This window comes from Streptomyces sp. cg40 (assembly GCF_050320165.1).
GTDB classification, from domain to species: domain Bacteria; phylum Actinomycetota; class Actinomycetes; order Streptomycetales; family Streptomycetaceae; genus Streptomyces; species Streptomyces hokutonensis.
On the sequence record NZ_CP190128.1, the window covers coordinates 9,828,637 to 9,850,612 of the forward strand.

The following is a 21,976-nucleotide window of genomic DNA, read 5'->3' on the forward strand; positions in this document are numbered from 1 at the left end:
AGGTATATCGAGTCCAACGAAAAACATTGACATGTGTTATCGAGGAAATCGATAATTGGCCGGTGGAATTAAGGCAGTTGCGTTATTTCATCACCGTGGCCGAGGAGCTCAGCTTCACCCGCGCCGCAGCCCGCCTCTTCGCCGCCCAGTCGACCGTGTCGGCGGCCGTGCGCGCTCTGGAGGAGGAGCTGCGGGTGTCGCTCTTCGACCGGTCGACCAGGGCGGTGGCCCTGTCGCCGGCGGGCGAGGTGTTCCTGCCCGAGGCCAAGGCGGTCGTCGTGGCGGCGGAACGTGCGCGGGAGATGGTCGGCGAGGCGTCGCGCACCCTGCGGGGCAGCCTGCGCATCGGCACGATGACCCGCATGACGGCTCTCGATCTGCCACGTCTGGTGGGGGCTTTTCGCCAGCGCCATCCGCTGGTGGACATACAGATCCAGGTCTCCGGATCCGGCGCGGGAGGGATCGCCGAGGACGTGCGACGCGGCCGTCTCGACGTCGGCGTCGTGGCCCTGGCCGCCGCCGACGCACACGACCTGGACCTGAGGCAGTTCGCGACGATCCCCTACGTGGCGATCCTCCCGTCCGAGCACCCCCTGGCGCGGCGGGAAAGCATCGCGCTCAAGGACCTCGCCCACGAGAACTTCGTCTCCGGGGCCAGCGGCTTCGGCTCACGCACCGCCATGGACCGTGCCTTCGGTGAACTCGGCATCACGCGCCGGGTGTCCGTCGAGATCACGGACATCGCCTCGGCCGCGTCGTACGTGCGGGCCATCGGCGGTGCGGCGGTCGTCCCCCGCTACGAGTCGGCGGACACGACCGGGGTGGTCATCAAGCCGGTGTCCGGGCCCGTCCCCACGCTCGACCTCTCCTTCGCGGTCCGCGCGGGACGCGAACCGAGCCCCGCCGTCGCGGCGTTGCTCCAGCTCAGCCCCAACTACACGCGTGACGACGGGTCGTTCTGAGCCCGGACGGTGCGGCGAGCGTGGACCGCGTCGGTCTCGACTGCCTTTGCCTGCGCGGGAGTTGACGCGCCCAAGGGCTTGTTCCGGTGCCGACGGCGATGGCATGCTGCGGGTCATGATCGGAAGAATCGAGTGCTCCGTCCGCCGATGAGCGCGACGGCCGGGCCAGGGCTGCCCGGATCACCGACGACCCTGTTCGACCACGCGCTCCGGCTGCATCGGCTGACTCCGGGCAAGCCGCTTGCGCGCAACGGGGAACCGTATCCCGACGACGGACGGCACCGTGGTCGGCGAGAACCGAGAGCACCGGTCGACCGGTCCCTGGCCGGCCAGGACGCGGCGCTCATCCTGGACGCGCACTTCGCTCAATTCGCCGCCCTACCCGGCGAATTGGCCGACGCGTTCCACGACGTCTACGTCCCCTCCCGCCCCAACGACCACATCGCCGCGGCGGCCGAGCGGGCCGACCGGGAACGCGTTCGCCGAACGGGGCGTTGGCTCGTCCGGCACGGGACCGACCGATGCGCGGTCACCGTGGGGCTCGCCCTGCTGGCCGCGATGGGTACGGCCGCCGACATCCCGCTGATCCAGACGATCGGGCTGCTCTCCCATCGGTTCGGGCCACTGGCGGTGCGCGCTCTCGAGTCTCAACAAGGAGGCGTCGAGGCCCTGTTGTGGCTCGCCGAGCGCGTGACGGGCTGGGGGCGCGTCCACGTCGTCGACGCGCTCTGCCGATTCGACGACGACCCGGTCGTCCGAGCATGGCTGCTGCGCCGGGCCTGCGACGGCGACCTCCTCAACGGATACTTCGCCGGGAAGGTCGCCACAGTCACCAGACTCCACGAGGAACTGGGAGCCCTCGACCATGACCACGAGATGGTCGATCACATCGGCCGGCTCCTCCATGTCATGAGCGGCTGCCGCGGGATGGGCCGCACGCTTGCTCTCTACCCTCATGCGGGGACGGTTCTGGAAGCTCACGCCCGGCATGCGGGCTCGCTCCGTCCGACCATCGCGCGCTACTTCACACTCGCGGTGCTCACTCAGCACCTGACCACGGAATCTCCCGAAGCTGTGGGGTGCACCGCGGCCCAGCAGGAAACGCTCCGGGCAACGTACGGGGAAATACTCGACCGGGAGGAGTGGACCCGGACCGCACGCGCAGGGATCGCGGCGGACGACCGCCGGATGCGGTGGCTCGCCGACTACCGGGCTCCACAGCTGAGACTGCGGGCGTTCCCCGATCGAGAACCGGGCACCGGGGAACAGCCCCGGAGGGGTAGCTGACCCGCACCGCCGAGTGCCGCCTATGGCGCGGGAGGGAAGTCCGCGCTGCGCGAGGCGGCCTCGTAGGTGCGCAACTCCTCGACCATGCCAGCCAGTTGGCCGTGGACGGCGTCGTAGCCGGCCGTGCCCAGGACGAGGCGATGCGGAGGCTCGTCCTGGTCCATCGCGTTCAGGACGGCCCGCACCCCTCGGTGAGGGTCGCCCGGCTGTCGGCCGTCCTGGTCGATCATGGAGGCGCGGACGGACCGGACGAGCGGCAGGTAGGCGTCGACCGTCTCGGACACGGGCTCCTCGGCGAAGGAGGAGTACGCGCGGGTGCGGAAGGCGCCGGGCTCGACGGCCAGCACCCTGATGCCGAACGGGGCCACTTCGCGCCGCAGCACCTCGGTGAGGCCCTCGACGGCGGACTTCGCGGCGCTGTAGTGGCCGAAGCCGGGCACGCCCCGCAGTCCGGCGACGGAGGACATGTTGACGATCCATCCGCTGCCGCGGGCTCGCATGCCGGGAAGGACGGCACGCAGCATCTCGGTGACGGAGAAGAAGTTCAGCTCGAAGGACCGCCTCACATCGGCGTCGGACGTGCCCTCGACGGAGCCGTACCAGCCCCGGCCGGCGTTGTTGACCAGGACATCGATACCACCGAACCGTTCCTCGGCGGCACGGACGGCCGCACGGATCTGCTGGGTGTCGGTGACATCCAGCGGCAGGACAAGTGCCCGCTCCCCGTGGGGACTTGCCCAGTCGTCGAGCAACTTCGGGCGGCGGGCGGTGAGGACGACGTTGTCACCGCGCTCCAGGGCGAGGTCGGCGTAGGCCGGGCCGAAACCGCCCGGGGTCCCGCCGGTGACGAACCAGGTCTTCATGCATCCTCGCGATCTGAGGGAGGGAGACGGATCGGTGAGTCGGGCGGCAGGCCGGCGGCCCTCAGGGGGCGATGACGAGCCGGCTGATCCGTCCGTGCGCGTCGAGGTCGAAGCGGTAGCGCAGATCGACCTTCCCGCCCGGGAAGTCGCCTTCGAGCTGCTGGACGACGGTGTACCCGTCGCGACCGTGGCGCTCGGCCCCGAGCGGCGTGGTGGTGTAGGTGTACTCGGAGGCGGCCCGCTCCAGCCAGCGCCCGATTTCGGCCGGCCCCCGGTAGGTGTGGCCGTCGTCCGTGACGGTGGCTTCGGGCGCGAGGACGGCCCTGGCGGCGGCGCTGTCCCGCGCGTCGTGGGCCCGCAGATAGCGTCGGACGACCTCCGGCAGGTCGGCGACGTCGACAGGGTCGTGGTGATCGGTCATGTCTGCCTCGCAGGTGCGTTGGATGGTGGCAGTCCGGGCGGGGCCCGCTCCCGGTGCGGCCGCAGGACGGCCATGTACGGGCGGTCCCGCCGACCGGGGCCCGATGGACACCGCCGGTGACTGCTAAAATAGAAGCAAGTGGCTTCGACTTTAGCAGTAACTCCGGAGGGTGCCATGCCGAGCAGGATCCGACTGGAGGACCGCGCGTGTCCGCTGTCGACCACGGCGCAGCACGTCGGCGAGTGGTGGACGCTGCTGATCCTCCACGACGCCTTCGACGGCTATACACGCTTCGACCAGTTCCAGCAGAGCCTGGGCATTTCCACCAGCATGCTCACCGCCCGCCTGAAGACCCTGGTCGCCGACGGCCTGCTGGAACGCCGGCCCTACCAGGCGAACCCGGTCCGCCACGAGTACGTCCTCACCGAACGGGGACATTCCCTGCGCCCCGTGATCGTCGCTCTGGCCGCCTGGGGCAACCGGCACCTCGACCCGTCGGACCGCTCCATGATCCTGGTCGACGCCGAGACCGGCCAGGAGGCCGAACCCGTCCTTGTCGACGCCCGTACCGGAAAGCGCCTCGACGACAGCGACGCCTACGTGTTCACCGCCGGACCGGCCGCCGGCGAGGCGATGCGGACCCGCTACGACGAACTGGACCGGCAGCGGCGATCACGAAGCGCCGGACCCGAGACGGGCGCGAGGTAATCGCACCGCCCCCCACCCTGGCCCGGCCCGGCCTCCGAGCCGGACCTCCTCACCGCCGAGCCCCCGGTACGTCGAACGCATCGCCATGGCTGCGCCGTGTGTATAGCGATTGCTGTCACGTCAGATGTGGCAGTACCGAGCGTGAGGACTGTCGTGACAAGGCTTGAACGAGGGTTGCGGATCGCGGCGGGGGCAGTTGCACTGTCCTTCCTTCTGTCCGCGTGCGGTTCTGCGGAGGGAACCCAGCCGAGCAAGACACAGCAGGTCAGCCTGATCCCGACCAGCCCGACCGGCGATCCCTCTTTGAACGTTCCGCAAGGGAACGTCAAGGCAGCCACTCCTACGAGTGTGTCCGTGCGGGTCGACGACGAACTCAAGTCCGTGGTGGTCGACGGGAGCGGCAAGACCGTCTACGTCTTCGACAAGGACCAGGCGACTCCGGGCAGGTCGAACTGCGTCGCGGAATGCGCCAAGACGATGCAGCCCGTTCCTGCCGACGCCGCCACCTCGGGCAAAGGCGTCGATGAGGACCTCCTGGGGTCGATCACCCGGGTGGACGGATCGAAGCAGCTGACGCTGGCGGGGAAGCCGCTCTACACCTACGCGAAGGACCAACCGGGCGACACCAAGGGGCAGGGCTACCAGAAGGCGTGGTACGCCGCGGCCGCGGACGGCGCCAGGGCAGGTGCCGGCAGGCCGGCTCTGGGCGTCCTCGACAGCCCGAAGCTCGGCAAGGTCCTCCAGGACAAGAACGGCCGCACGCTCTACCTCTTCACCAAGGACACCCCCTGGCCGATGACCACGGCCTGCGACGCCAAGTGCCTTAAGAAGTGGACACCGAGCGCCCCGGTCACCGCCGCTGACGCCGAGGCCGCCGGACTCAGCCCGAAGATCCTCTTCACCTTCACCACACCGGGCGGAACCGCGCAGGAATCGTTCAACTGCTGGCCCGCCTACACCTTCAACGGGGACAAGGAGCCCGGCGACACGAACGGCCAGGGCGTCAACGGAGTCTGGTTCGCGATCAAGGCCGACATCCCCAAGAGCGACCGGGGCAAGACAGTTCCCGCAGCCGGACGGAGCCAGTACTGACCTCCGGCACCAGCAGAGCCACACGGCCCGGAAGCCCGGTCTTCTGGGCCCGCATTTCATTCCAGCCGATTCCACCGGTGACGAAAGTCGCCGCCCAGAAGGGCAGGACCACGACATGACCTCGGCCGCCGGCCACGCTGACGCAGACCCGCAGGACTACCCCTTCGAGGGCGCCAGCGCCCTCGAACCGCCCGCCCAGTGGGCCGGGTTACGCGAGAAGTGCCCTGTGACATGGGTACGCACACCCGGCGGTGACGAGACCGCGCTGCTGACCCGCTACGAAGACGTCCGCAAGCTGTTCGCCGACCGCAGATTCCGCAGGAACCTGGCCGCGGAGGACACCGCCCGGCTGGGCGATGCCGAGGACGGCGGACTGTTCTACAACCCAGATTCCGGCGGAGAGGGGATATCGGACGCCGACTACGACCGCAACGACCGATCCGAGCACACCCGCTGGCGTGCCGTCCTCACCCGGGCCCTGACCGGGCGGCGGCTCGACGAACTGCGCCCCCGCATCGCCGCGAAGGCCGACGAGCTCATCGACGCCATGACCGCGCGCCCGGGACCCGCCGATCTGATCAGTGCCCTCGCGAGGCCACTGCCCCTGTGGGTGATCTGCGAGGCCCTCGCCATCCCGCACCAGGACCACGACCGGATTCTGCGTTGGTCGACGGTCCTGCTCAGCCTCACCCGCCACACGCAGAGCGAGATGGACCAGGCCGGAGGCGATTTCTACGAGTACATGATCGCGCACATCGAGAACCGGCGTGCCGCCCCGGGCGACGACGTCATCAGCGAACTCACCGCGATCGTCGACGCGGACGACGGACGCTTCAACGAGCCCGAACTCGCGAGCGCGGGAATCGGGTTGCTCGTCGCCGGCCACGAGACCACCTCCCAGATGATCGGCAAGATGACCGCGATGCTGCTCGCCGACCGCGAGCGCTGGCGGGAACTGCTGGCCGACCCCGGGCTCGTCCCCACCGCGGTGGAGGAAGCACTGCGCTTCGACGCCAACCACGGCTTCGCACTGCCCCGCTATCTCTCCGCCGACATGGAGTTCGGCGGCACCACCCTCACCCGCGGCTGCACCGTCATGGCCGAGATCGCCGCGGCCAACCGCGACGGGACCGTCTTCCCGCACCCGGACCGGATGGACCTGCGGCGCGCCCCCAACCCCCATCTCACCTTCGGATACGGTCCCCAGATCTGCGTGGGCCGTGAATTCGCCCGCAACGAACTGAGGACCGTTCTCACCACCCTGCTCAGGAGACTTCCGACGCTCGAACTCGCGGTACCGGCCGAGCAGTTGAAGCGCCGGTCGGGGATCCTGGTCGGCGGTCTTGAGGAGCTGCCCGTCCGCTGGTGACGGCCCGGGCCACCGGCATGAGCCGTATCAGGACCGGTAGCCCGCGTGCATCCTGCGCAGACCGCGCAGCGCGTAGTGATGGCGTGACTTCACGGTGCCCGCCGGAATGCCCAGGAGGTGCGACACCTCGTCCGCCGTACGCCCGTAGATGTAGATGAGGACGAGCGCCTCCCGGTGTTCCGGGGACAGGTCGCGCAGGAGAGAGGCCACGTCGAGGGAGAGCAGGAGGGAGTCGGTCTCGTCGCGCAGTGCCGTATCGGGAATGTCGCGCGTGAGGGCTTCCCGGCGGGCGTAGGCACTGCGCATCCGGTCGATGATCAGGTTCCTGGTCACCTTGAGCAGCCACCCCCGGACGGATCCCTCCTGGTTGAGCAGGCGGTCGGCATGGTGCCAGGCCTTGATGAACGCCTCCTGGACGACGTCCTCGGCAAGGTGATGGTCCGTCAGCATGGTCCGTGCGTAGGCGAAGAGCGCGGAATTGTGCTCTCTTACCAGGTCGTCCAACGCGCGTGATACTGAAGAGGGCGCTGTTTCGTCGGTGGCCACAAGCGGCGTCATCGTGCGAACTTCCTGCTTCCGTGCAGTACCGGCGGTCCGTTCCGCGAGGGCGAGGCCCACTGGCCCCGGACCCGTCCGGCTCTCGGTCAAGGAGCGGCGAGAGTAGACAGCCACCAGTGCCGAAAGAGTGCCGAAGGAACCGGAGTGCACATCGCTCCCCGGCGGTCGCATGTCGACGGGACGGTCTGCCGCTGTATGCGAAGGAGGTCTCGTGCCACGTGTCTGGCCTATGCAGGCGAGATCGACCCGGAGACGGTGACCGCGTCCTTCACGCAACTCGCCAAGTACCCCAGCGGTCCGGCGCGCGCACTGCTCACCGCGCTGCGCAGCATCTTCCGGGCCCTGAAGCAGGAGCGGCTGATCTTCCGCAACCCCACCGCGGGGCTGCGACTGCCCGCCGGGACACACCTGCCGCTGCCGCTGTCCAGCGACCGGCTGGCCGGCGCCCTCGACCGGCTCGACGGCCCCGCCGCCCGCCTCATCGTCGGGCTGGTCGCCATCCACGCCGTGCGCGCCGTGGAGGTCGCCCGGCTCGGGCTGACCGACGCCGACCTCGCGCACAGGACCCTCAAGGTGCGACGGGGCGAGCACATCCGCACCGTCTACCTCGACGAGCTGAGCACCGGCCTGGTGGCCGACTGGCTGCGCGAACGCCGACGGCGCTGGCCACAGGCCACCAACCCTCATCTGCTCATCACGTCCCAGACCTACCGCCACCCGGCATCCCCGCCGATCAGCTACTGCGCGCGCAGGACCGCCTTCGACCAGATCGGGCTGCTGCCCCGCCAGGTCTGGGCCGACCGCATCCTCTACGAGGCCCAGGAGACCGCCGACCCGGTGCACCTCGTCCGGCTCTTCGGCATCCACCCGGGCGTCGCGGTGAAGTACGTGCAGACCGCGCACCCGGACAAAGCCCTGCCACGCATCCGCTGACCGGCGATATCGCCCCCGTCGCCTGCTCACGGTGGAACATCTTCGGCCATGTCCTCGACCTGGTCCCTGCCCAAACCGATGCTCGCCACCCCCACGCCCGACCCCGTGCTCTACCCGGAACACGCGGCTCAACCCAAATGAGACGGCTACCGGGCGCTCCTGGGACGGTGGCCCGGCGACCGAATCCTGATCCGTTCCCGCCGAGACCGGAACCTGACGGCGCCTTTCCCGAGATCGTCGCCGCAGCCGACTCCAGTACGCCGGACGCACCACCGTCCTGAACCTGACGCTCCGCCAGTCCCTGGCCGACGAACTCCAGCCGGGCGGGGCCGCGCACCCATGGACGGGGTGAACGTTCAGTGCAGGCTGGGGGCGCGGGAGCAGCTCGCCGTACGGCTGGTCGAGCCGATTATTGTCGGGGAGGTCGCGGTTGACGTGTCGCTGGACGCCGCCGGCCGGTGGCGCCACCCTGTACGGCTGGAGCCTGTCAGAAGCGATCTGACTCCCGGTAATGTGCCGCTGTTCAGGCAGAACCCTCACCTCGGTCTACTCCCTGTCGGACGCTCTTCAGCGCGCGAAAGGGACGCCCTGCACGGGCTGGGCGGCAGGGACCAGGTATGGCCCGTGTCGCACCGGCCACGCTCTCCGCGACCTTCACCGCCTCCGTCACAGGGGCTGCTGCATACGCGGCATTGGCCCCGGCGAGTTCTGGACCCGTCGCACCCGCCTGATGGCTCGACCTGGCCTGCGGCGCAGGCGGGCTGATCGGCAGGTGCCTCAGGTAGCGGGCAAGGTCACGGAAGCCGCGCGGCGGGATCGGGAGACCAGCGGGCAGCTGGACTCCCCCGTGGCCGATCCGAGGCCGTATGCGACGGACCCGGAGGATCTTGCAGAGCAGTGGGCCGCACGGCACACGGAATGGCGGCGCGTCGCCTCCCTGATCGGCGTCCACGGCCGGCCCCTACGACCCCGGACAGGACGTCCAGGGCAGCGAGTGCGAGCGGGAACGCGACGAACGGCACACCAGGGCCGTCGCACGGCACACCGCGAGGCAGCAGAAACGCCAGGACGCACACGACGAACTATGGACCGAGGTCTGGCTGGCCGCCGATCCCAGCCGCTGGCTGCGTGCCATCGCCTCCCGCACCGGACTGCGCCCCGAATAGCTACTCGCCCAACTCGCCGACCATGTACGACTCAACGACAACGGCACCATCGTGGTCGACCCGTTCACTCCTGGGGATGCGCGCGGTTCGGAGCACTGACCAGCCACGCGCGTGGGGAGCGATAGAAGAGAAGTACGCGGTGCCATCAGAGATAGTGGCGCGGGTGAGGTTCGGAATCCGGAGATCAACTCCCCTCGACCTCTCCCCGACCCTCCCCACTTGCAGGCTCTGCGCCGCCCTGGGGTTGCGGCTGTGGCGGTTGCAACGGCTGGCCCGGCGGTCGTAGGGAACTCCGCGGCGGCCGGGGCGGCGGTGCCTGATCCGGCTGCGGATGCGGCTGCTGCAAGTGAAACAGCGGTTTTTCCTGGCTGAGGAAGAATTTTGGTTCGCCGTTGCCCAGAGCATCCTTCCGTATTTGCTCCACTGCCTCTTCCGGCGTTATCTGCTTTTCCTTCGCAATCTTCTGTACAAGTGCCTCGAAATCCGCCAGTGCTTTAGCCCGCGACTCGGCCGCTATCTGCGCGATCTCCTCAGCCGATCCCTCGGTGAAATTCGAGCCCGAAGAAGACGAGGTTTCGGTGTCTTGTGGTTTGGGGCCTCGGGTGGTGGTGCCGGGTGGGTTGCCGTTTTTGATGGGGATGCCGGGTGGTTTGCCTTTGCCTTTGCCTTTGCCGCGTCCGCCTCCCAGGACGCCGCCGATCGCTCCGCCGGCGCCGGCGCCGAAGATGGCCGCGGGGTCGAAGCCGTCCCCGCTGATGGCCTGGTTCGCCGCCTCGTCGGCCGCGGACTCGGTGAAGTCCCCGCCGGCCTTCTTGAACACGTCGCCGACCGAGTTGCCGAGCGGGCTGCCGACGGTTTTGGTGGAGCCGATCGTGGATTTGATGTTCTTGATCGATCCGGTGGTGTTCTTCGTGATGTTCGGCAGGAACCTGCTCGCCCCGCCACCGATGCCCTTCAGGAGGGATCCGCCGGGGACGAGGCTGACCAGTCCCAGGACGAACTCGCCGAGGTCGAAGTTGCCCGAGGCGATCGCGCTGATCTGCTGGATCGCGAACAGGCCGCCGGCCAGCAGGCCCCCGACCACGGGGGAGATGAGGGCGACGATCCCGACCAGGACACCGAGGAGGATCTTGAAGAACGGGAAGTCCTTGAAGAAGTCGCCGATCTTCTGGAAGACGTTCCGCTCCGGAATCGCCTCACGGGCCGCCCGGTCCAGGACGTCCTCGCACTGGCGCTGCGCGCTCTCCCGCATCTGCCGCGCCTGCTCCGCCAACCCCTTCGCCGCACTCAGCGCCGACTTGCCCGCGTCGATCTCGTTCTGCTGACGCGTGGCCGCCGCGCGTTCGTCGTCGGTCGGGGTGTCGGAGAGTTTCGTGGGGGTCTGGTTCGCCTGCGGGGCGGCATTGTTGGCCTGGTCGACCGCCCTGTCGAAGGTCTCCTGCGCCTCCCGGAGCCGGGGCGCGTAGTCCGTGTACGCCTGCGCCGCATCGTGATAGGAGGTCGCGGTCTTCCGCAGCTTGTCCGGGAGATCGTCCCCGATCTTCTTGTTCAGCGCGTCGATCGCTTCACCACGGCCACGCGAGATGTCACCATCCCGCTTCAGGACGTTGAGCGCCTTCTCCGCCGCGTCCCCGACATCGCGGTACCGGGTGATCAGCCCCTGCATCAGATCCGGATCGCCAGGCGTGGGGTCGCTGTCCATCCCGACCACTTCGAAGTCCTGCTGACTCGCATGCCGCCGCGCCATACCGATCCCCTCCCCTGAGACGTTGAGTCGCGTGCCCGTACGACGTCTTCGTTCCGGGCCCGGACGGCAAGCAAGGCCGCCTCGACACCCCGCGCCACCCGTTACACGAAACGGAACGACCGCAGAGTTCACCATCAGCCCGAGCATCTGGAGGGCACTCCGGCGCGTTGAGAAGGACGTTCAGGACAGCGAGCGGGAGCAGGAACGCGACGAACCACGCACCGAGGTCTGGCTACCCGCCGACCCCAGCCGTCCACTACGCCGGTGGGGCCTTCAAGCGGGGCGTGGCGCCTGGCGCAGTAGAAGGCACTGCGGGCTTGGTGGCCGCCCCCAGAGCCCGCGTACAAACGGTTGGGGTCGACGGCAAGGAGCGCCCCGTCAGGCTCGGAGTCTGGATCATGAATCAGAAGGGCCGCCGCGCAGGGCTCACCGTCGAGACACTCGCTGTGCTTGCCGGGCTCTGCCTCGACTGGGCGGTGTGAAGGGGGGCGGGGGGTGATGTGGAGTGCGGAGGATGTGGCGCGGGCTTCAGTCCATCGGCAGGGCACGGGACTGAGCGCGGCGCAGGTCGCGGACAAGAGCACGGAAGCCGCGCGACGAGAACAGGAGACCAGCAAACGGCTGGACTCCTCCGCGGCCCGCCTCAGGGCCATGCGCGACGAACGCGCCGGCGTATGGCGTACGGCGCGCTGGTGATCGGAATCGGCCGCCACGTGCGCGAACGGCACCCTTCCTGCTGACAGGGGTCCTGGCATGTCTGTGCCATTTTGGCTGCGAGCGACGCCGGTTTACGGGTGCGTCTGGGTGAGAGTGAGTGCGCGGATCGCTTTTTGGGCGCAACGACTGTATGCCGGCGGGCAGTTGGACGGTCGCGAGTGTTGACGCGGACTGTGGCGGTGGCCTCCGCGAGGGGCTTCGGTGGGGTGGGTGGGGTGGTTGTTATCCCTGGATGGTCGGGCGGACGTTGATCTCGCCGATCTCGACGTCGTGAGGCTGTTCGATGGCGAAGGCTACGGCGCGCGCGATGGCGGCTGGGGGGATGCCGATGGCGTTCATGTGCGTACGGATCTCGTTTTTCATGTGGGGGTCTGTCATGGAGTCGGCGAGGTCGGTGATGACGTATCCGGGTGAGATGGCTGTGGTGCGCACGACGCCGTCGGTGGATTCTTTGCGGAGACCTTCGTGGACTGCGCGTACGGCGTTCTTGGTCGCTCCGTAGACGGCCATTGCGGGGGCTGCGACCATGCCGGCGGTGGAGGCGATGGTGACCAGATGTCCCGAGCCTTGCTTGCGGAAGACGGGCAGGGCGGCGGCGACTCCGTTGAGCATGCCGCGCAGGTGGACGTCGATCATGGCCGACCAGCCGTCGGTGTCGAGGTCGGCCAGGCGGCTGAGGGGGGCGATGCCGGCGTTGTTCACCAGAACATCGATCCGGCCGTACTGGTCGATGGTGGTGGAGACCAGGCGTTGCAGGTCCTCGGGCTTGGTGACGTCGACGACGCAGGCGACAGCGCGGCCTCCCTCGTGTCGGATGTCCTGCGCTATCGCGTCGATCCGTTCACCGCGGCGCGCTGCGAGGACGACTGCGGCGTCGCGTTGTGCGAGCAGGCGGGCCGTGGCTTCGCCGATGCCGCTGCTCGCTCCGGTGATTGCGACGACCTTGTCGTGAAGAGAAAGCACTGCTGCCTCCGAGCTCGTCGACCACGTGGCCGTTCAGATTGCCCCAGACCCAGACCACGGGGGTCTTGAGCTGGTTGTGCTCCACGACGATCAGGTTGCGGTAATCCCGCCGGGTGAAGAAGGTCTTCACCTCGTCCTTCCGTCCCCGGTTCACGTGCAACGGGTAGAACTGGCGGAACCGTTCGCCGCTCCTGTGGCAGACCACGTCCGCCACGGTGACCCGTCCCCGGTTCGAGCCGCGCACCACGGGCGTCTGCCCACGCGGCGCCCACGTGTGACCCTTCGACGGACTCAGCTCCCTGTTCCGCCTCGTCCTCGAAGCAGATGAAGGCATCCCGGGCCGCCGCAGTGGCTCTACCGTCTCCCCCCACCTCACTCCGCCACCGCCCGGCACCGGCGTCGCCCCGCTCCAGTGCCCGCCTCGCCAGCACCTGCGCAGCCCAGCCGTGCCGCCGCACCCCCTGCACCGTGTCCTCCACCCCGAACCAGCGGATGACCAGCGCCACCCGGATCCGCACCAGCGTCCAGCCCTGCTCCTCGTCCCGGCCGTGCGCCAAAGCGCCCCGCTCCACCTGCCACTGCCACACGGAACGCAAAGCCACTGCGCCCACTCACGCGGTGAACGTCATCCCTTGCCGGTGACCTTCTCGCCCTTGGGGCCGACGGCGAACCACTTCCCGTCCACGCCCTGGCCGTTGAGGTCGCCGGGCTTGCTGTCGCCCGAGTAGCGGTAGATCGGCCGGCCGCCGACCGTGATCTGGATCTGCCCGTCGTCGCGGCGGATGGCGCCGACCTCTTTCGGGTCCACGCCGGCCATGTAGACCTTGCCGCCCTCCTCGACCGTGACCGGCGGCCACTTGCCGATGCAGGCGCCGGTGCAGGCCGATTTCGAGGAGGTCGCCGAGTCGTCGTCGAAGCGGTACAGCGCGGCCTGGTTGATGTTGATCAGGTGCTGTGCAGGCAGTTGGTCGCTGGTGACGGCGGAGAGCTGGACCCATCGGGGCGGGGCCTCCTGGACGGCGACGCCGACGACGGTTCCGCCGTTGCCGTGCAGGCCGGCCTGCGCTGCCGTGGAGTCGACGACCTGCAGTGCCGCGTTGCCGGCGGTCGCGGCCGGTGTCGATGCGGCGCCGTCGGTCGTGGCCGCGGTCGGCGTGGAGGATGCCGGGCTGGAGGATGCCGGCTGTGATGTGTCGCCGATCTGGATGGTCTTTCCGCAGCCCGACAGTGCGGTCACGCAGCACAGCGCGAGCGCGGGAACGACGACAGCGCGCCGGAGCACTCTGCTGCGCGTTGTGTGAGGGGGCATCGGGCCGGTGGAGAACGTCATGCCTGAAACACGAGACAGCCCCGGCCCGGAGTTCAGCGAGACGCTGACTTTCGCCCGCCGCTCCCGGAAGCGGCGCGTCGGTGAACGATCCGGGACCGCGGCCCCGTGTTTCCGATGGATGTGGACCTGTTCTCGCCGACCCTGAACAACGAGGAAGTGCATGGCATCACAAATAGTCATCCCCGGCGATGAGTTGGAGGAGGCCCGCTCGACGCTGGGTTTCGTCCACGACTTCATCGACATCGGTCATCACACGTTCGACTTCGACGCGATGTTCGGGCGGGAGCTGTCCCGGGGCTCCGCCCAGAACTTCGAGAACAAGTGGGAGGACGGGAAGAATCAGCTGAAGAAGCAGGTCAAGGATGTCCAGGACGCGATCGGGAACGTCCTGGACTCGTTCGCCAAGACCGACCAGGACGCGGTGGCGAACCTCGATGACGGGAGCGGCGGATGACACCTGCCCTCAGTTTCCAGGACGGCCACGACGGCCACGACGGCGACGCGGGCGGCACCGAGCCGCGGACCGCACCCGCGCGCGGCTTCCTGCTGGACATCCCCGACCGGTGGCAGCAGGCCGACCTCACCGGCGCCGCCATGGCCGAGGTGCGGGCGCGTGCGCTGGCCGCCGCTGCCACGCCGGGCGAACAGGCCCGTATCAACGACATGTTCCGCCAGGGCAGGGAACTGGCCCGGTCGGCCCGCCGTCACGGCGCGCTGCTGGCCGTGGGCACGGCGGACATGTATGCCGACGGGCTCTTCCTCGCGTACGGCATGGTGTTCGCGGTGAGCATGCCGGTCGGGCAGGAGCTGACGCTGCCCGTGCTGTCCACCCAGCTCGGTACCTCCACGGACGGTGCGGTGCCCGCGGACCGACTCGTCACGACGGCGCAGGTACCCCATGTGGGCACCGTCGCCCGGGTCACGGGGACGGAAACCGCCCGGATCACGGCCGACGTCGACGTGAAGCTGCTGGTCATGCACACGATGATGCCGGTGCCGGGCAGCACGCAGGAGTTCCTCGTGGTCACTCTGGCGAGTCCCAACCTGCCGTTGAAGAACGAGGTCTACGACCTGTTCGACGCCATCTCCGGCACCTTCCGCTTCGTGGAGGAGAGCGTCGCCGCCTGACAGGTGCAGGTGCGAGTGGAGGCGCCCCCCGGCCCGGGGGCGCCTCCACTCACATCAGGCGGCCGGACTCAGCCTCAGCAGCCCGTTACATGCCGGGCTCGGTCTCGGCGAAGGGCACCTGCACTCCCCGCAGGGTTCCGTCGCCCAGGTGCAGCAGCCCGCGCCCTGGTTGAGGGGCCGCGCCGACCAGTCCCCGGGTCAGCCTGACCCCGATGAGCTCGCCGTCGGCCAGCCCCTGGGGGGAGAGGAGCATGCCGCAGCGGTTGCGTTTCATCTGGCCCATCCAGCCGGCGAGGCTCAACGCCAGCGACTCGGCGTTGCCGGCGGCGAGCACGCCCCATCCCGCGCCGGCGCCGCCGCGCGCGAGGAGCGCGAGGTCGGAGTCGATCTCGGAGCCCATGAAGAGTTCCGCGTCGTCGAGGACGACGACTCCGTGCTCCTCGCCGATCTGGCCGAGTGTGCGCCGGAAGTCGTCCGAGGACACCTCGGCGTCCGTGATCACGTCCGCCACGCCCGCCCAGCCCTTCAAGGCCCGCAGCGGCGAGCGGCGGGGCGCGAGCACGAGGAGCCCGGTGCCGGCGGCGAGGAGGGACAGCGACGCGGTCAGCAGGGCGGTGCTGCGGCCGGTGCGCGGAGGCCCGCCGATGATGAACGAGGGGACGTCGGCCAGGTCGGGTCCGAGCGAGGTGAGGGTGTCGCCGCCCACAGCTATCAGCGGTCGCATCGGCCCGCCCGGTGTGTGCAGGGTGATGGCGTCGTCGTAGGAGATCCGGTCGGGGACGAGGTCCAGGCGCAGGGGGCGCCGGTGTGCGGGAACCTGCTCCTCCCGGACGGTGAGTTCGTCGCCGAGGTCGGTGAGGGCCTGTGCCTGTGCGGTGCCGGACAGGTCCTCGGCCAGGACGGCGATCTGTACGGAGCTGAGGTCCTGGACACGGATGCCGCGCCCGGGGGCGGGCGCGGTCGGGGCGGACTTGGTGGGGATGCCGACGCTGGAGTAGTCCTGGCGGTCGTTGAGCCGCAGCACGACCTTGTCCTCGGTGGTGCTGGAGAAGCGGCTTCCGCCCAGGACCCGGTCCCCCGCGAGGACGACGTGGATACCGGCGCCCGCCCCGTCGCGCAGCAGTCGTAGCAGCCGCTCCATATAGCTGCCGTTGTCGTAGGTGCCGAACTCCCGCTCGAAGACCTCGAAGCGGTCGACCATCAGGACGATGTGCGCGAGCCGTTCACCGGGTGCCTGGGCGGCGCGCAGTTCGGTCAGGTCGGCGGTGCCGCGGGTGCCCAAAATGCTTTGGCGGGCGGTGAGTTCGGAGTTCAGGCGGTCCAGGAGGCGGCCGAGGCGTTCGGTCTGGCCCCGGTCGACCACCACACCGCAGTGCGGGAGTGCGGCCAGGGCGTTGAGGGCGCCGTTGCCGCAGTCGATGCCGTACAGGTGCACGTCGTCGGCGCCATGGGCCTGTGCCAGGGCCGCGGCCAGGGTGCGCAGGGTCTGGGAGCGGCCGCTGCGGGGCGAGCCCACGATGTGCAGATGGCCCGCCCGGTCCACGTCGAACGTCAGGGCGGTGCGCGCCTGTTGGGCCGGGAGGTCCACCAGGCCGTACGTGACGGAGGGCAGCGCCGGCGCGCGGTCGGCGATGGTTTGGGGCGGGGGCGGTGGGGTCCAGGTCAGGGTGTCGGGCAGGGGCGGGAGCCAGGGGCTGGGCTGGCGTGGGGTGCCGTGGAGTTCGGCCGCGCGGGCGATGGCTGCGGCCAGGACGGCGAGGTCGGTGACGGCCTCGGTCTGGTTGGCCCCGGAGCCGCGCCGGGTGGTCGCGGGCAGGGGGCCGCCGAGGGTGTGCCAGGAGATCGGTGCCGCGCTCACCGCGACCGGGGTGTCGGCCGCCGCCTGTCCGCCGGGGCGCCGGCCGCCGACCCGGCCCGACTGGAACGGCAGCAGGGCCGAGGGGCCCAGACGGGCGTACGCGCGGCCGGGGTTGGCCGGTGAGATGTCGCCGGAGTCGGGGGCGTCGATGATGTCCCGGCTCTCGGAGGTGTCGGTGGTGCGCAGCGCGATCCGCAGGTTGGTGTTGGCGCGGATGTCCGGGGTGACGGCGCCGCCAGGGCGCTGGGTGGCGAGCACCATGTGGATGCCGAGGGAGCGGCCGCGCTGGGCGATGTTGACCAACCCGGTGATGAAGTCGGGCAGTTCGCGGACCATGGAGGCGAACTCGTCTACGACCAGGACGAGCCGGGGCAGCGGCGGCAGTACGTCACCGCCGCGCGAGCGCTTGTCGAGGTAGTCCACGACGTCCTTGGCGCCCGCCTGCGCCAACTGGGTTTCCCGGCGCCGGAGTTCGGCGCCGAGCGAGACGAGCGCGCGCTCCACCTCCGCCGTGTCGAGGTCCGTGACCAGGCCGACGGTATGAGGGAGTTCGGCGCATTCCGCGAACGCGCTGCCGCCCTTGTAGTCGACGAGGACGAACGTCATCTCGTCCGGCCGGTTGACCACCGCGAGGGTCGCCACGAGGGTCTGGAGCAGCTCCGACTTGCCGCTGCCGGTGGTGCCGGCGATGAGCGCGTGCGGGCCGTCCTGGACGAGGTCGACGGCGAAGTCCCCGTCGTAGCCGGTGCCGAGCACGGCCCGGGTGCTGCGGCCTCCGAGTGACCAGCCGGCCACGATCGCGTCCGGGGTCGGGGGTTCGATGCCCAGCAGGTCCAGCAGCCGTACGGAGGCGGGCAGTGCACTCTCGTCGTTGTCGCCGACGCCGCGCAGCGGGGCCAGCGCCCGCGCGAAGTGCTCGTACCAGAAGGGATCGGGTGAGTCGGCGCGCACGCCGTCCAGTTGCCCGCCGCCGTCCGTCCGCAGCCGGAGCGAGCGCGTGCCGGGGGTCAGGACGACGACGGCGCCGCACTCCTCCGGCAGCAACTGCTCCTCGCGGTCGACGCACAGCGTGTACACGCCGACGGACGGACCGTCCCGCAGCAGCGAGATGACCCCGGGGAGGGAGCGGGCGCGGCGAGCCTGTTCCAGTACGACGAGGATGTCGGGGTGGCCGGTCACCCCGCCGCGGGTCAGCTCCGGACCGGCCGCGATACGCGAGGCGACCAGCTGGCCGATTTCACCGACGCGGCGCGCCAGGGACTCCGCGGTGCTGCCGACGAGGGCGTACGCGTCCTCGCCCTGTGCCTGGGCGTGCGGCAGCCAGCGGGTCCAGGACCAGTCCCGCTCGCCGTCCGGACCGGCCAGGACAACGATCCGCAGGTCTCCCGGACTGTGCAGGGCGGCGGCCTGGGCCGTCACCCAGCTCGCCATCGAGGTCGCGTCCGGGCCGGCGAAGCCCGCGACCCCGGAGCGGCGCAGCGAGACGGAGACCGGCACCTGGTTCAGCCGCGGCACGGTGGTGCGCCGGTGCTCGTCCTGGGTGGGGTCGTCCACGGTCAGGGACGACGGCAGGTCGGTGGTGCCGACGCGGACGGACAGGAAGTCGGGGTCCTTCCAACGGCGTTCCCACAGCCGTTCGGAGGGCTGGGCCGCCATCTGGAGGAGGGCCGCCGGGTCGGGCAGGGAGAGGCGGAGGTTGTGCTGTTCGCCGAGGACGGCCGCGTTGATGTCGGCCTTCAGACGGCTCAGCGTCTCCTCGTACTCCTTCATCTGCTGCACGTATTTGACCATCGCCTGCTTGCGTCCGCTGAACTGGCTGGCCAGCGCGGCGATCGGGGAGAGCAGCGCGATGAAGACGAACGACCACCGATGGGTGACCAGGATGGCCACCGCGGCGCTGCCCGCCGGGAGCAGCAGGATCGGCAGCAGCGGGATCGGCCGCTTCTCCGGCTTGCTCGGCGGTGCGGGCAGCCGGAACTTCGCGCCCGCCGCCGGTGGCAGGAAGCGCGGCGGCCGGTTGAACTCCAGCCCCATCCCGTCGGGCGCCACGGTCAGCGGCGCCCTGCGCGTGGACGGGACGGTCAGCTCCAACAGGTGTGCCCCGACCTCCAGCTGACTGCCCGCCTGCCACGGCGAGGAGTCCGGCACCGGCTTGCCGTCCAGCAACACGCCCTCCCGCGCGGTCAGTTCCGCACTCCCGTCGACCCGGACCCTCACCCGGGCCGCCCGGGGCGGCGCGTCGCCGACGAGCGGGATCGGGCACTCGGGTGAGCCGCCAATGTCGTAGTCGCCCGGCACCAGACGGAACACGGTGCCCGCCCCCGGTCCCGACACCACACGGACCTCGGTCCGTCCCTCGGGAACCGGCCCGCCGGGCACGGGAGCACCCAGGCCCAGGTCCATGCCGTCGCGGATGCCCGCCTCCTGGATGGTGGCGGCGGGATCCGCCAGGGCCGGGCCGAGATAGAGCGCCGGTTCGGCGCCCACCGTCCCCTCCGCCGGCCACGTCGACGCGGCGCCGACCGACCGTGCCAGCTCCGCGGCAAACCGGCCCACCGGCACGGACGGTCCGGTCTCGACTGCGACGGTGGTCGACACCCCGTCGTCCTGCGGTTCTCGAACACTGACGGTCAATCGCACTGCTCGTCGTCTTCTCTCTGTGGAAGGGGTGGTGGGGCGCACAACCGCCAGCGGCCGTACAGGGCCCGGGCGGGACGGCGCGCCGGCCGGGGCCGGGGTCAGTTCAGGTTGTTCCCGAGCGAGCTGTCCGTCTGGTCGAACGCGTCACCGACCGACTTCACGTAGTTCCCGATGCCCTGGAGCGAGTCGTTGACCTGCTGGAAGCCCTTGGCGAACTCGTCGAAGAACGGCGAGAACTTCTGCTGGGCCGCCGGCGTGCTGTACCCGTTGGACAGCAGGCTCTGGATCTTGTTCCTGACCTCGGAGAGCTTGTCCGTGAGCTGCGAGAAGTCGTTCAGCAGGGCCTGCGACGTGCTGGCCGTCTCATCGGAGTTGACGTTGAAATTGGGCATGACAGTGCTCCTTGTGCGTGTGGGTATTGAGCCGCCGCGCCACGATCCGTGGGTTTCCGACAGGCATCGATGACTACACGGGGCCGGCCGCCCGGAAGGTTCACCCGCCGGCGGGAGAACGTGCACCGGTTCGTCGAACCTTTCCGGCGGGCTGCCCCGTGTAGTCGGCACACGCCAACGCCGCAGAACCTAGGTGGACCCCATGAGCAACAGCCCCGGATCCAGGCCCGGGAGCGGTGCACGACCGGCCGCGGTGCGCCGCCCGCACCACGCCCTCATCGCACTGCTGATCGCGTGTCTCACCGGCCTCGGTATGACCACCGCCGCGGTGGCCGCCGACGGAGACCTGGTCAAGGTGTTCGTCGTACAGGACCCCGCGCAGACCGGCGGCACCCCGGTCACACTCGGCGAGATCGCGCAAGCCACCCTCGGCGACGAGACCCGGGCCGGTGACATCTTCACCCTCAACCGCGGCCTCGCACAGAAGGACGGCGACAGCCTGAACAGCCCCGACGAGACTCTGCATCCGGGCTGGATCCTGCGGCTGCCCCAAGACGCCTCGGGCCCCGACGTACAACTCGCCAAAGACACCTCGGCCGGACAGACCACCGGCTCCGGAGACCAAGGCCAGGGCACGGCCGCGCCGGCAGGCAGCGGCTCGCCCACCGCACAGACCGCGGTGTTCGCCATCCCGCTGGCCTCCGCCATCGCGGTGGCCAGCGCGTTCCTCCTCGCCCTGGTGACAGCCGCCATCGTGAGCCGACGCGGCCTCACGTCCTGGGCCGCCGCCGTCGGCCGCACGGTGCGCCGACTCGGCGATCCGGCCCGCCGCCGACGCCGACTCGCCGTCCGGCGCTCCACCGGCCTCCGCTTCGCGACCGACGCCGACTCCGTACGACGGGCCTACGACACCCTCGCCGACTTCGCGGCCACCCCCCTGCGGGACGCCGTACCCGTCCACGCCCTGCGGGTGGACGACACCGGCGTACTGGTGTGGCTCGACACGACGCAGGCCCCCGACCCCACCTGGACCAACATCGACGGCCCGCGCTGGCAGCGCCCCGCCTCCGCCGCCGGCTGGCTGAACCGGCCCGAGGCCACCACACCGGCCGACCCGGGCGAAGCCCTCCTCGTCCGGGTCGGCACCGACGAGGACGACTGCCCGGTCTTCGTCGACCTCAGCCGCCTCGACGGCGTCCTCAGCGTCACCGGAAACGCCGCAGTGGCCCGCGACGTCGTGCAGAACCTGCTGGCCGAGGTCGCCCGCAACCGGCCCCAGACCCCCGTGACCGTACTGACCGGGGCAGACGGCTCACCACTGCCCGCCGTACCACCGGGCCTCAACCACCTCACCCGCGTCGAACCATCCACCGCGAGGGCAGACACGGCAAGGACGGACACGGCGACACCGGGCGCCGTACGCTCCCCCGCACACCGGCACCCCGTAGCCGGCCTGGTCGTGGTCGCCGGCACCCCCGGGCCGCGGGAGACCGCCGAACTGGAGGCTCTCTGCGGACCACGGGGCGCGGGATGGACGGGATTCGTGTACGGGGACGCCGCCAACGCCCACTGGCAATGGCACGCCGACGACGAAGGCTGCGTGACGGTTCCCGTTCTGCCGCTCCGCCTGACCGTGCCCGCCTGACGCGAGTACACGGCGGTCCGCCACAACAAGGTCGGGAGCCCACGCCGCGATGGCAGACCCCACAACATGCCAGTCCGTCAAAAAACGAGTGTGAGCAACGCCGGTCGGTGGCTGGAGGGCAACCATTCCTTCCTCAGCCATATGCCTTTCCGGTTCGATATCCGACAGCCGTCCTTTCGCGTCGCGCTGTGAACTCT

18 protein-coding genes are annotated in these 21,976 nt (G+C 70.0%); 10 read left to right on the forward strand and 8 right to left on the reverse strand.

Going from position 1 to position 21,976, the window contains the following annotated elements; translation table 11 throughout:
* Positions 1 to 62 precede the first annotated feature (62 nt).
* Together ACQHII_RS44395 and ACQHII_RS44400 are read left to right on the forward strand one after the other, a co-directional pair.
* Complete coding sequence (locus tag ACQHII_RS44395; protein ID WP_427924598.1) at positions 63 to 962, forward strand: LysR family transcriptional regulator; 900 nt, start codon at positions 63 to 65, stop codon at positions 960 to 962.
* Between the two features lie 147 nt (positions 963 to 1,109).
* Positions 1,110 to 2,249: a hypothetical protein gene (locus tag ACQHII_RS44400; protein WP_427924599.1), complete on the forward strand. Its 1,140-nt coding sequence runs from the start codon at positions 1,110 to 1,112 to the stop codon at positions 2,247 to 2,249.
* A 20-nt stretch (positions 2,250 to 2,269) separates the two neighbouring features.
* Here ACQHII_RS44400 and ACQHII_RS44405 read toward each other — a convergent pair whose 3' ends face one another.
* A complete protein-coding gene (locus ACQHII_RS44405; protein ID WP_427924600.1) occupies positions 2,270 to 3,112 on the reverse strand; it encodes an SDR family NAD(P)-dependent oxidoreductase in 843 nt (280 codons plus the stop codon).
* 61 nt (positions 3,113 to 3,173) lie between these two features.
* On the reverse strand, positions 3,174 to 3,533 hold the full coding sequence (locus ACQHII_RS44410) for a nuclear transport factor 2 family protein (protein WP_427924601.1): 360 nt from the start codon (positions 3,531 to 3,533) through the stop codon (positions 3,174 to 3,176).
* 174 nt (positions 3,534 to 3,707) lie between these two features.
* On the opposite strand from ACQHII_RS44410, the gene ACQHII_RS44415 reads away from it, so the two are divergent.
* From ACQHII_RS44415 to ACQHII_RS44425, 3 genes are all read left to right on the forward strand, one after another.
* On the forward strand, positions 3,708 to 4,241 hold the full coding sequence (locus ACQHII_RS44415; protein ID WP_427924602.1) for a winged helix-turn-helix transcriptional regulator: 534 nt from the start codon (positions 3,708 to 3,710) through the stop codon (positions 4,239 to 4,241).
* Positions 4,242 to 4,394: 153 nt separating this feature from the next.
* Positions 4,395 to 5,333 (forward strand): SCO0930 family lipoprotein, encoded by a 939-nt coding sequence (locus ACQHII_RS44420; protein ID WP_427924603.1) that lies wholly within the window; start codon positions 4,395 to 4,397, stop codon positions 5,331 to 5,333.
* A 115-nt stretch (positions 5,334 to 5,448) separates the two neighbouring features.
* On the forward strand, positions 5,449 to 6,702 hold the full coding sequence (locus ACQHII_RS44425; protein WP_427924604.1) for a cytochrome P450: 1,254 nt from the start codon (positions 5,449 to 5,451) through the stop codon (positions 6,700 to 6,702).
* Positions 6,703 to 6,729: 27 nt separating this feature from the next.
* Here ACQHII_RS44425 and ACQHII_RS44430 read toward each other — a convergent pair whose 3' ends face one another.
* Positions 6,730 to 7,260, reverse strand: a complete 531-nt coding sequence (locus ACQHII_RS44430; RefSeq protein ID WP_427924605.1) for a sigma-70 family RNA polymerase sigma factor — start codon at positions 7,258 to 7,260, stop codon at positions 6,730 to 6,732.
* Positions 7,261 to 7,455: 195 nt separating this feature from the next.
* Between ACQHII_RS44430 and ACQHII_RS44435 the strand changes: the two genes are divergently transcribed.
* Positions 7,456 to 8,193: a hypothetical protein gene (locus ACQHII_RS44435; protein ID WP_427924606.1), complete on the forward strand. Its 738-nt coding sequence runs from the start codon at positions 7,456 to 7,458 to the stop codon at positions 8,191 to 8,193.
* Positions 8,194 to 9,543: 1,350 nt separating this feature from the next.
* On the opposite strand, the gene ACQHII_RS44440 is transcribed toward ACQHII_RS44435, so the two are convergent.
* Positions 9,544 to 11,106 (reverse strand): putative T7SS-secreted protein, encoded by a 1,563-nt coding sequence (locus tag ACQHII_RS44440; protein WP_427924607.1) that lies wholly within the window; start codon positions 11,104 to 11,106, stop codon positions 9,544 to 9,546.
* A gap of 516 nt (positions 11,107 to 11,622) precedes the next feature.
* Between ACQHII_RS44440 and ACQHII_RS44445 the strand changes: the two genes are divergently transcribed.
* A complete protein-coding gene (locus ACQHII_RS44445; protein ID WP_427924608.1) occupies positions 11,623 to 11,802 on the forward strand; it encodes a hypothetical protein in 180 nt (59 codons plus the stop codon).
* A 243-nt stretch (positions 11,803 to 12,045) separates the two neighbouring features.
* On the opposite strand, the gene ACQHII_RS44450 is transcribed toward ACQHII_RS44445, so the two are convergent.
* Complete coding sequence (locus tag ACQHII_RS44450) at positions 12,046 to 12,786, reverse strand: SDR family oxidoreductase (protein WP_427924609.1); 741 nt, start codon at positions 12,784 to 12,786, stop codon at positions 12,046 to 12,048.
* Positions 12,787 to 13,411: 625 nt separating this feature from the next.
* Positions 13,412 to 14,023: a COG4315 family predicted lipoprotein gene (locus tag ACQHII_RS44455; protein WP_427924610.1), complete on the reverse strand. Its 612-nt coding sequence runs from the start codon at positions 14,021 to 14,023 to the stop codon at positions 13,412 to 13,414.
* Between the two features lie 253 nt (positions 14,024 to 14,276).
* On the opposite strand from ACQHII_RS44455, the gene ACQHII_RS44460 reads away from it, so the two are divergent.
* Both ACQHII_RS44460 and ACQHII_RS44465 read left to right on the forward strand, forming a co-directional pair.
* The gene (locus tag ACQHII_RS44460; protein WP_427924611.1) at positions 14,277 to 14,570 is read left to right on the forward strand and encodes a hypothetical protein; all 294 of its coding nucleotides are present in this window, start codon (positions 14,277 to 14,279) and stop codon (positions 14,568 to 14,570) included.
* Positions 14,567 to 15,244 carry a hypothetical protein gene (locus tag ACQHII_RS44465; protein WP_427924612.1) on the forward strand — a complete coding sequence of 226 codons (678 nt, stop codon included), beginning with the start codon at positions 14,567 to 14,569 and terminating at the stop codon, positions 15,242 to 15,244. The genes ACQHII_RS44460 and ACQHII_RS44465 overlap by 4 nt, the downstream gene beginning before the upstream one ends.
* Before the next feature lie 85 nt (positions 15,245 to 15,329).
* Here the strand turns inward: ACQHII_RS44465 and ACQHII_RS44470 are convergent, their stop codons facing one another.
* Together ACQHII_RS44470 and ACQHII_RS44475 are read right to left on the reverse strand one after the other, a co-directional pair.
* A complete protein-coding gene (locus tag ACQHII_RS44470) occupies positions 15,330 to 19,736 on the reverse strand; it encodes an FtsK/SpoIIIE domain-containing protein (protein ID WP_427924613.1) in 4,407 nt (1,468 codons plus the stop codon).
* A 104-nt stretch (positions 19,737 to 19,840) separates the two neighbouring features.
* Complete coding sequence (locus tag ACQHII_RS44475) at positions 19,841 to 20,134, reverse strand: WXG100 family type VII secretion target (RefSeq protein WP_355908990.1); 294 nt, start codon at positions 20,132 to 20,134, stop codon at positions 19,841 to 19,843.
* A gap of 202 nt (positions 20,135 to 20,336) precedes the next feature.
* On the opposite strand from ACQHII_RS44475, the gene ACQHII_RS44480 reads away from it, so the two are divergent.
* A complete protein-coding gene (locus tag ACQHII_RS44480) occupies positions 20,337 to 21,779 on the forward strand; it encodes a hypothetical protein (protein WP_427924614.1) in 1,443 nt (480 codons plus the stop codon).
* Positions 21,780 to 21,976: the final 197 nt, after the last annotated feature.

Coding starts and splice junctions, on each gene's coding strand:
- ACQHII_RS44430 (WP_427924605.1), bottom strand. CDS start 7,260: ATGACGCCGCTTGTGGCCACCGACGAAACAGCGCCCTCTTCAGTATCA.
- ACQHII_RS44415 (WP_427924602.1), top strand. CDS start 3,708: ATGCCGAGCAGGATCCGACTGGAGGACCGCGCGTGTCCGCTGTCGACC.
- ACQHII_RS44465 (WP_427924612.1), top strand. CDS start 14,567: ATGACACCTGCCCTCAGTTTCCAGGACGGCCACGACGGCCACGACGGC.
- ACQHII_RS44405 (WP_427924600.1), bottom strand. CDS start 3,112: ATGAAGACCTGGTTCGTCACCGGCGGGACCCCGGGCGGTTTCGGCCCG.
- ACQHII_RS44400 (WP_427924599.1), top strand. CDS start 1,110: ATGAGCGCGACGGCCGGGCCAGGGCTGCCCGGATCACCGACGACCCTG.
- ACQHII_RS44425 (WP_427924604.1), top strand. CDS start 5,449: ATGACCTCGGCCGCCGGCCACGCTGACGCAGACCCGCAGGACTACCCC.
- ACQHII_RS44440 (WP_427924607.1), bottom strand. CDS start 11,106: ATGGCGCGGCGGCATGCGAGTCAGCAGGACTTCGAAGTGGTCGGGATG.
- ACQHII_RS44460 (WP_427924611.1), top strand. CDS start 14,277: ATGGCATCACAAATAGTCATCCCCGGCGATGAGTTGGAGGAGGCCCGC.
- ACQHII_RS44435 (WP_427924606.1), top strand. CDS start 7,456: ATGCGAAGGAGGTCTCGTGCCACGTGTCTGGCCTATGCAGGCGAGATC.
- ACQHII_RS44410 (WP_427924601.1), bottom strand. CDS start 3,533: ATGACCGATCACCACGACCCTGTCGACGTCGCCGACCTGCCGGAGGTC.
- ACQHII_RS44475 (WP_355908990.1), bottom strand. CDS start 20,134: ATGCCCAATTTCAACGTCAACTCCGATGAGACGGCCAGCACGTCGCAG.
- ACQHII_RS44480 (WP_427924614.1), top strand. CDS start 20,337: ATGAGCAACAGCCCCGGATCCAGGCCCGGGAGCGGTGCACGACCGGCC.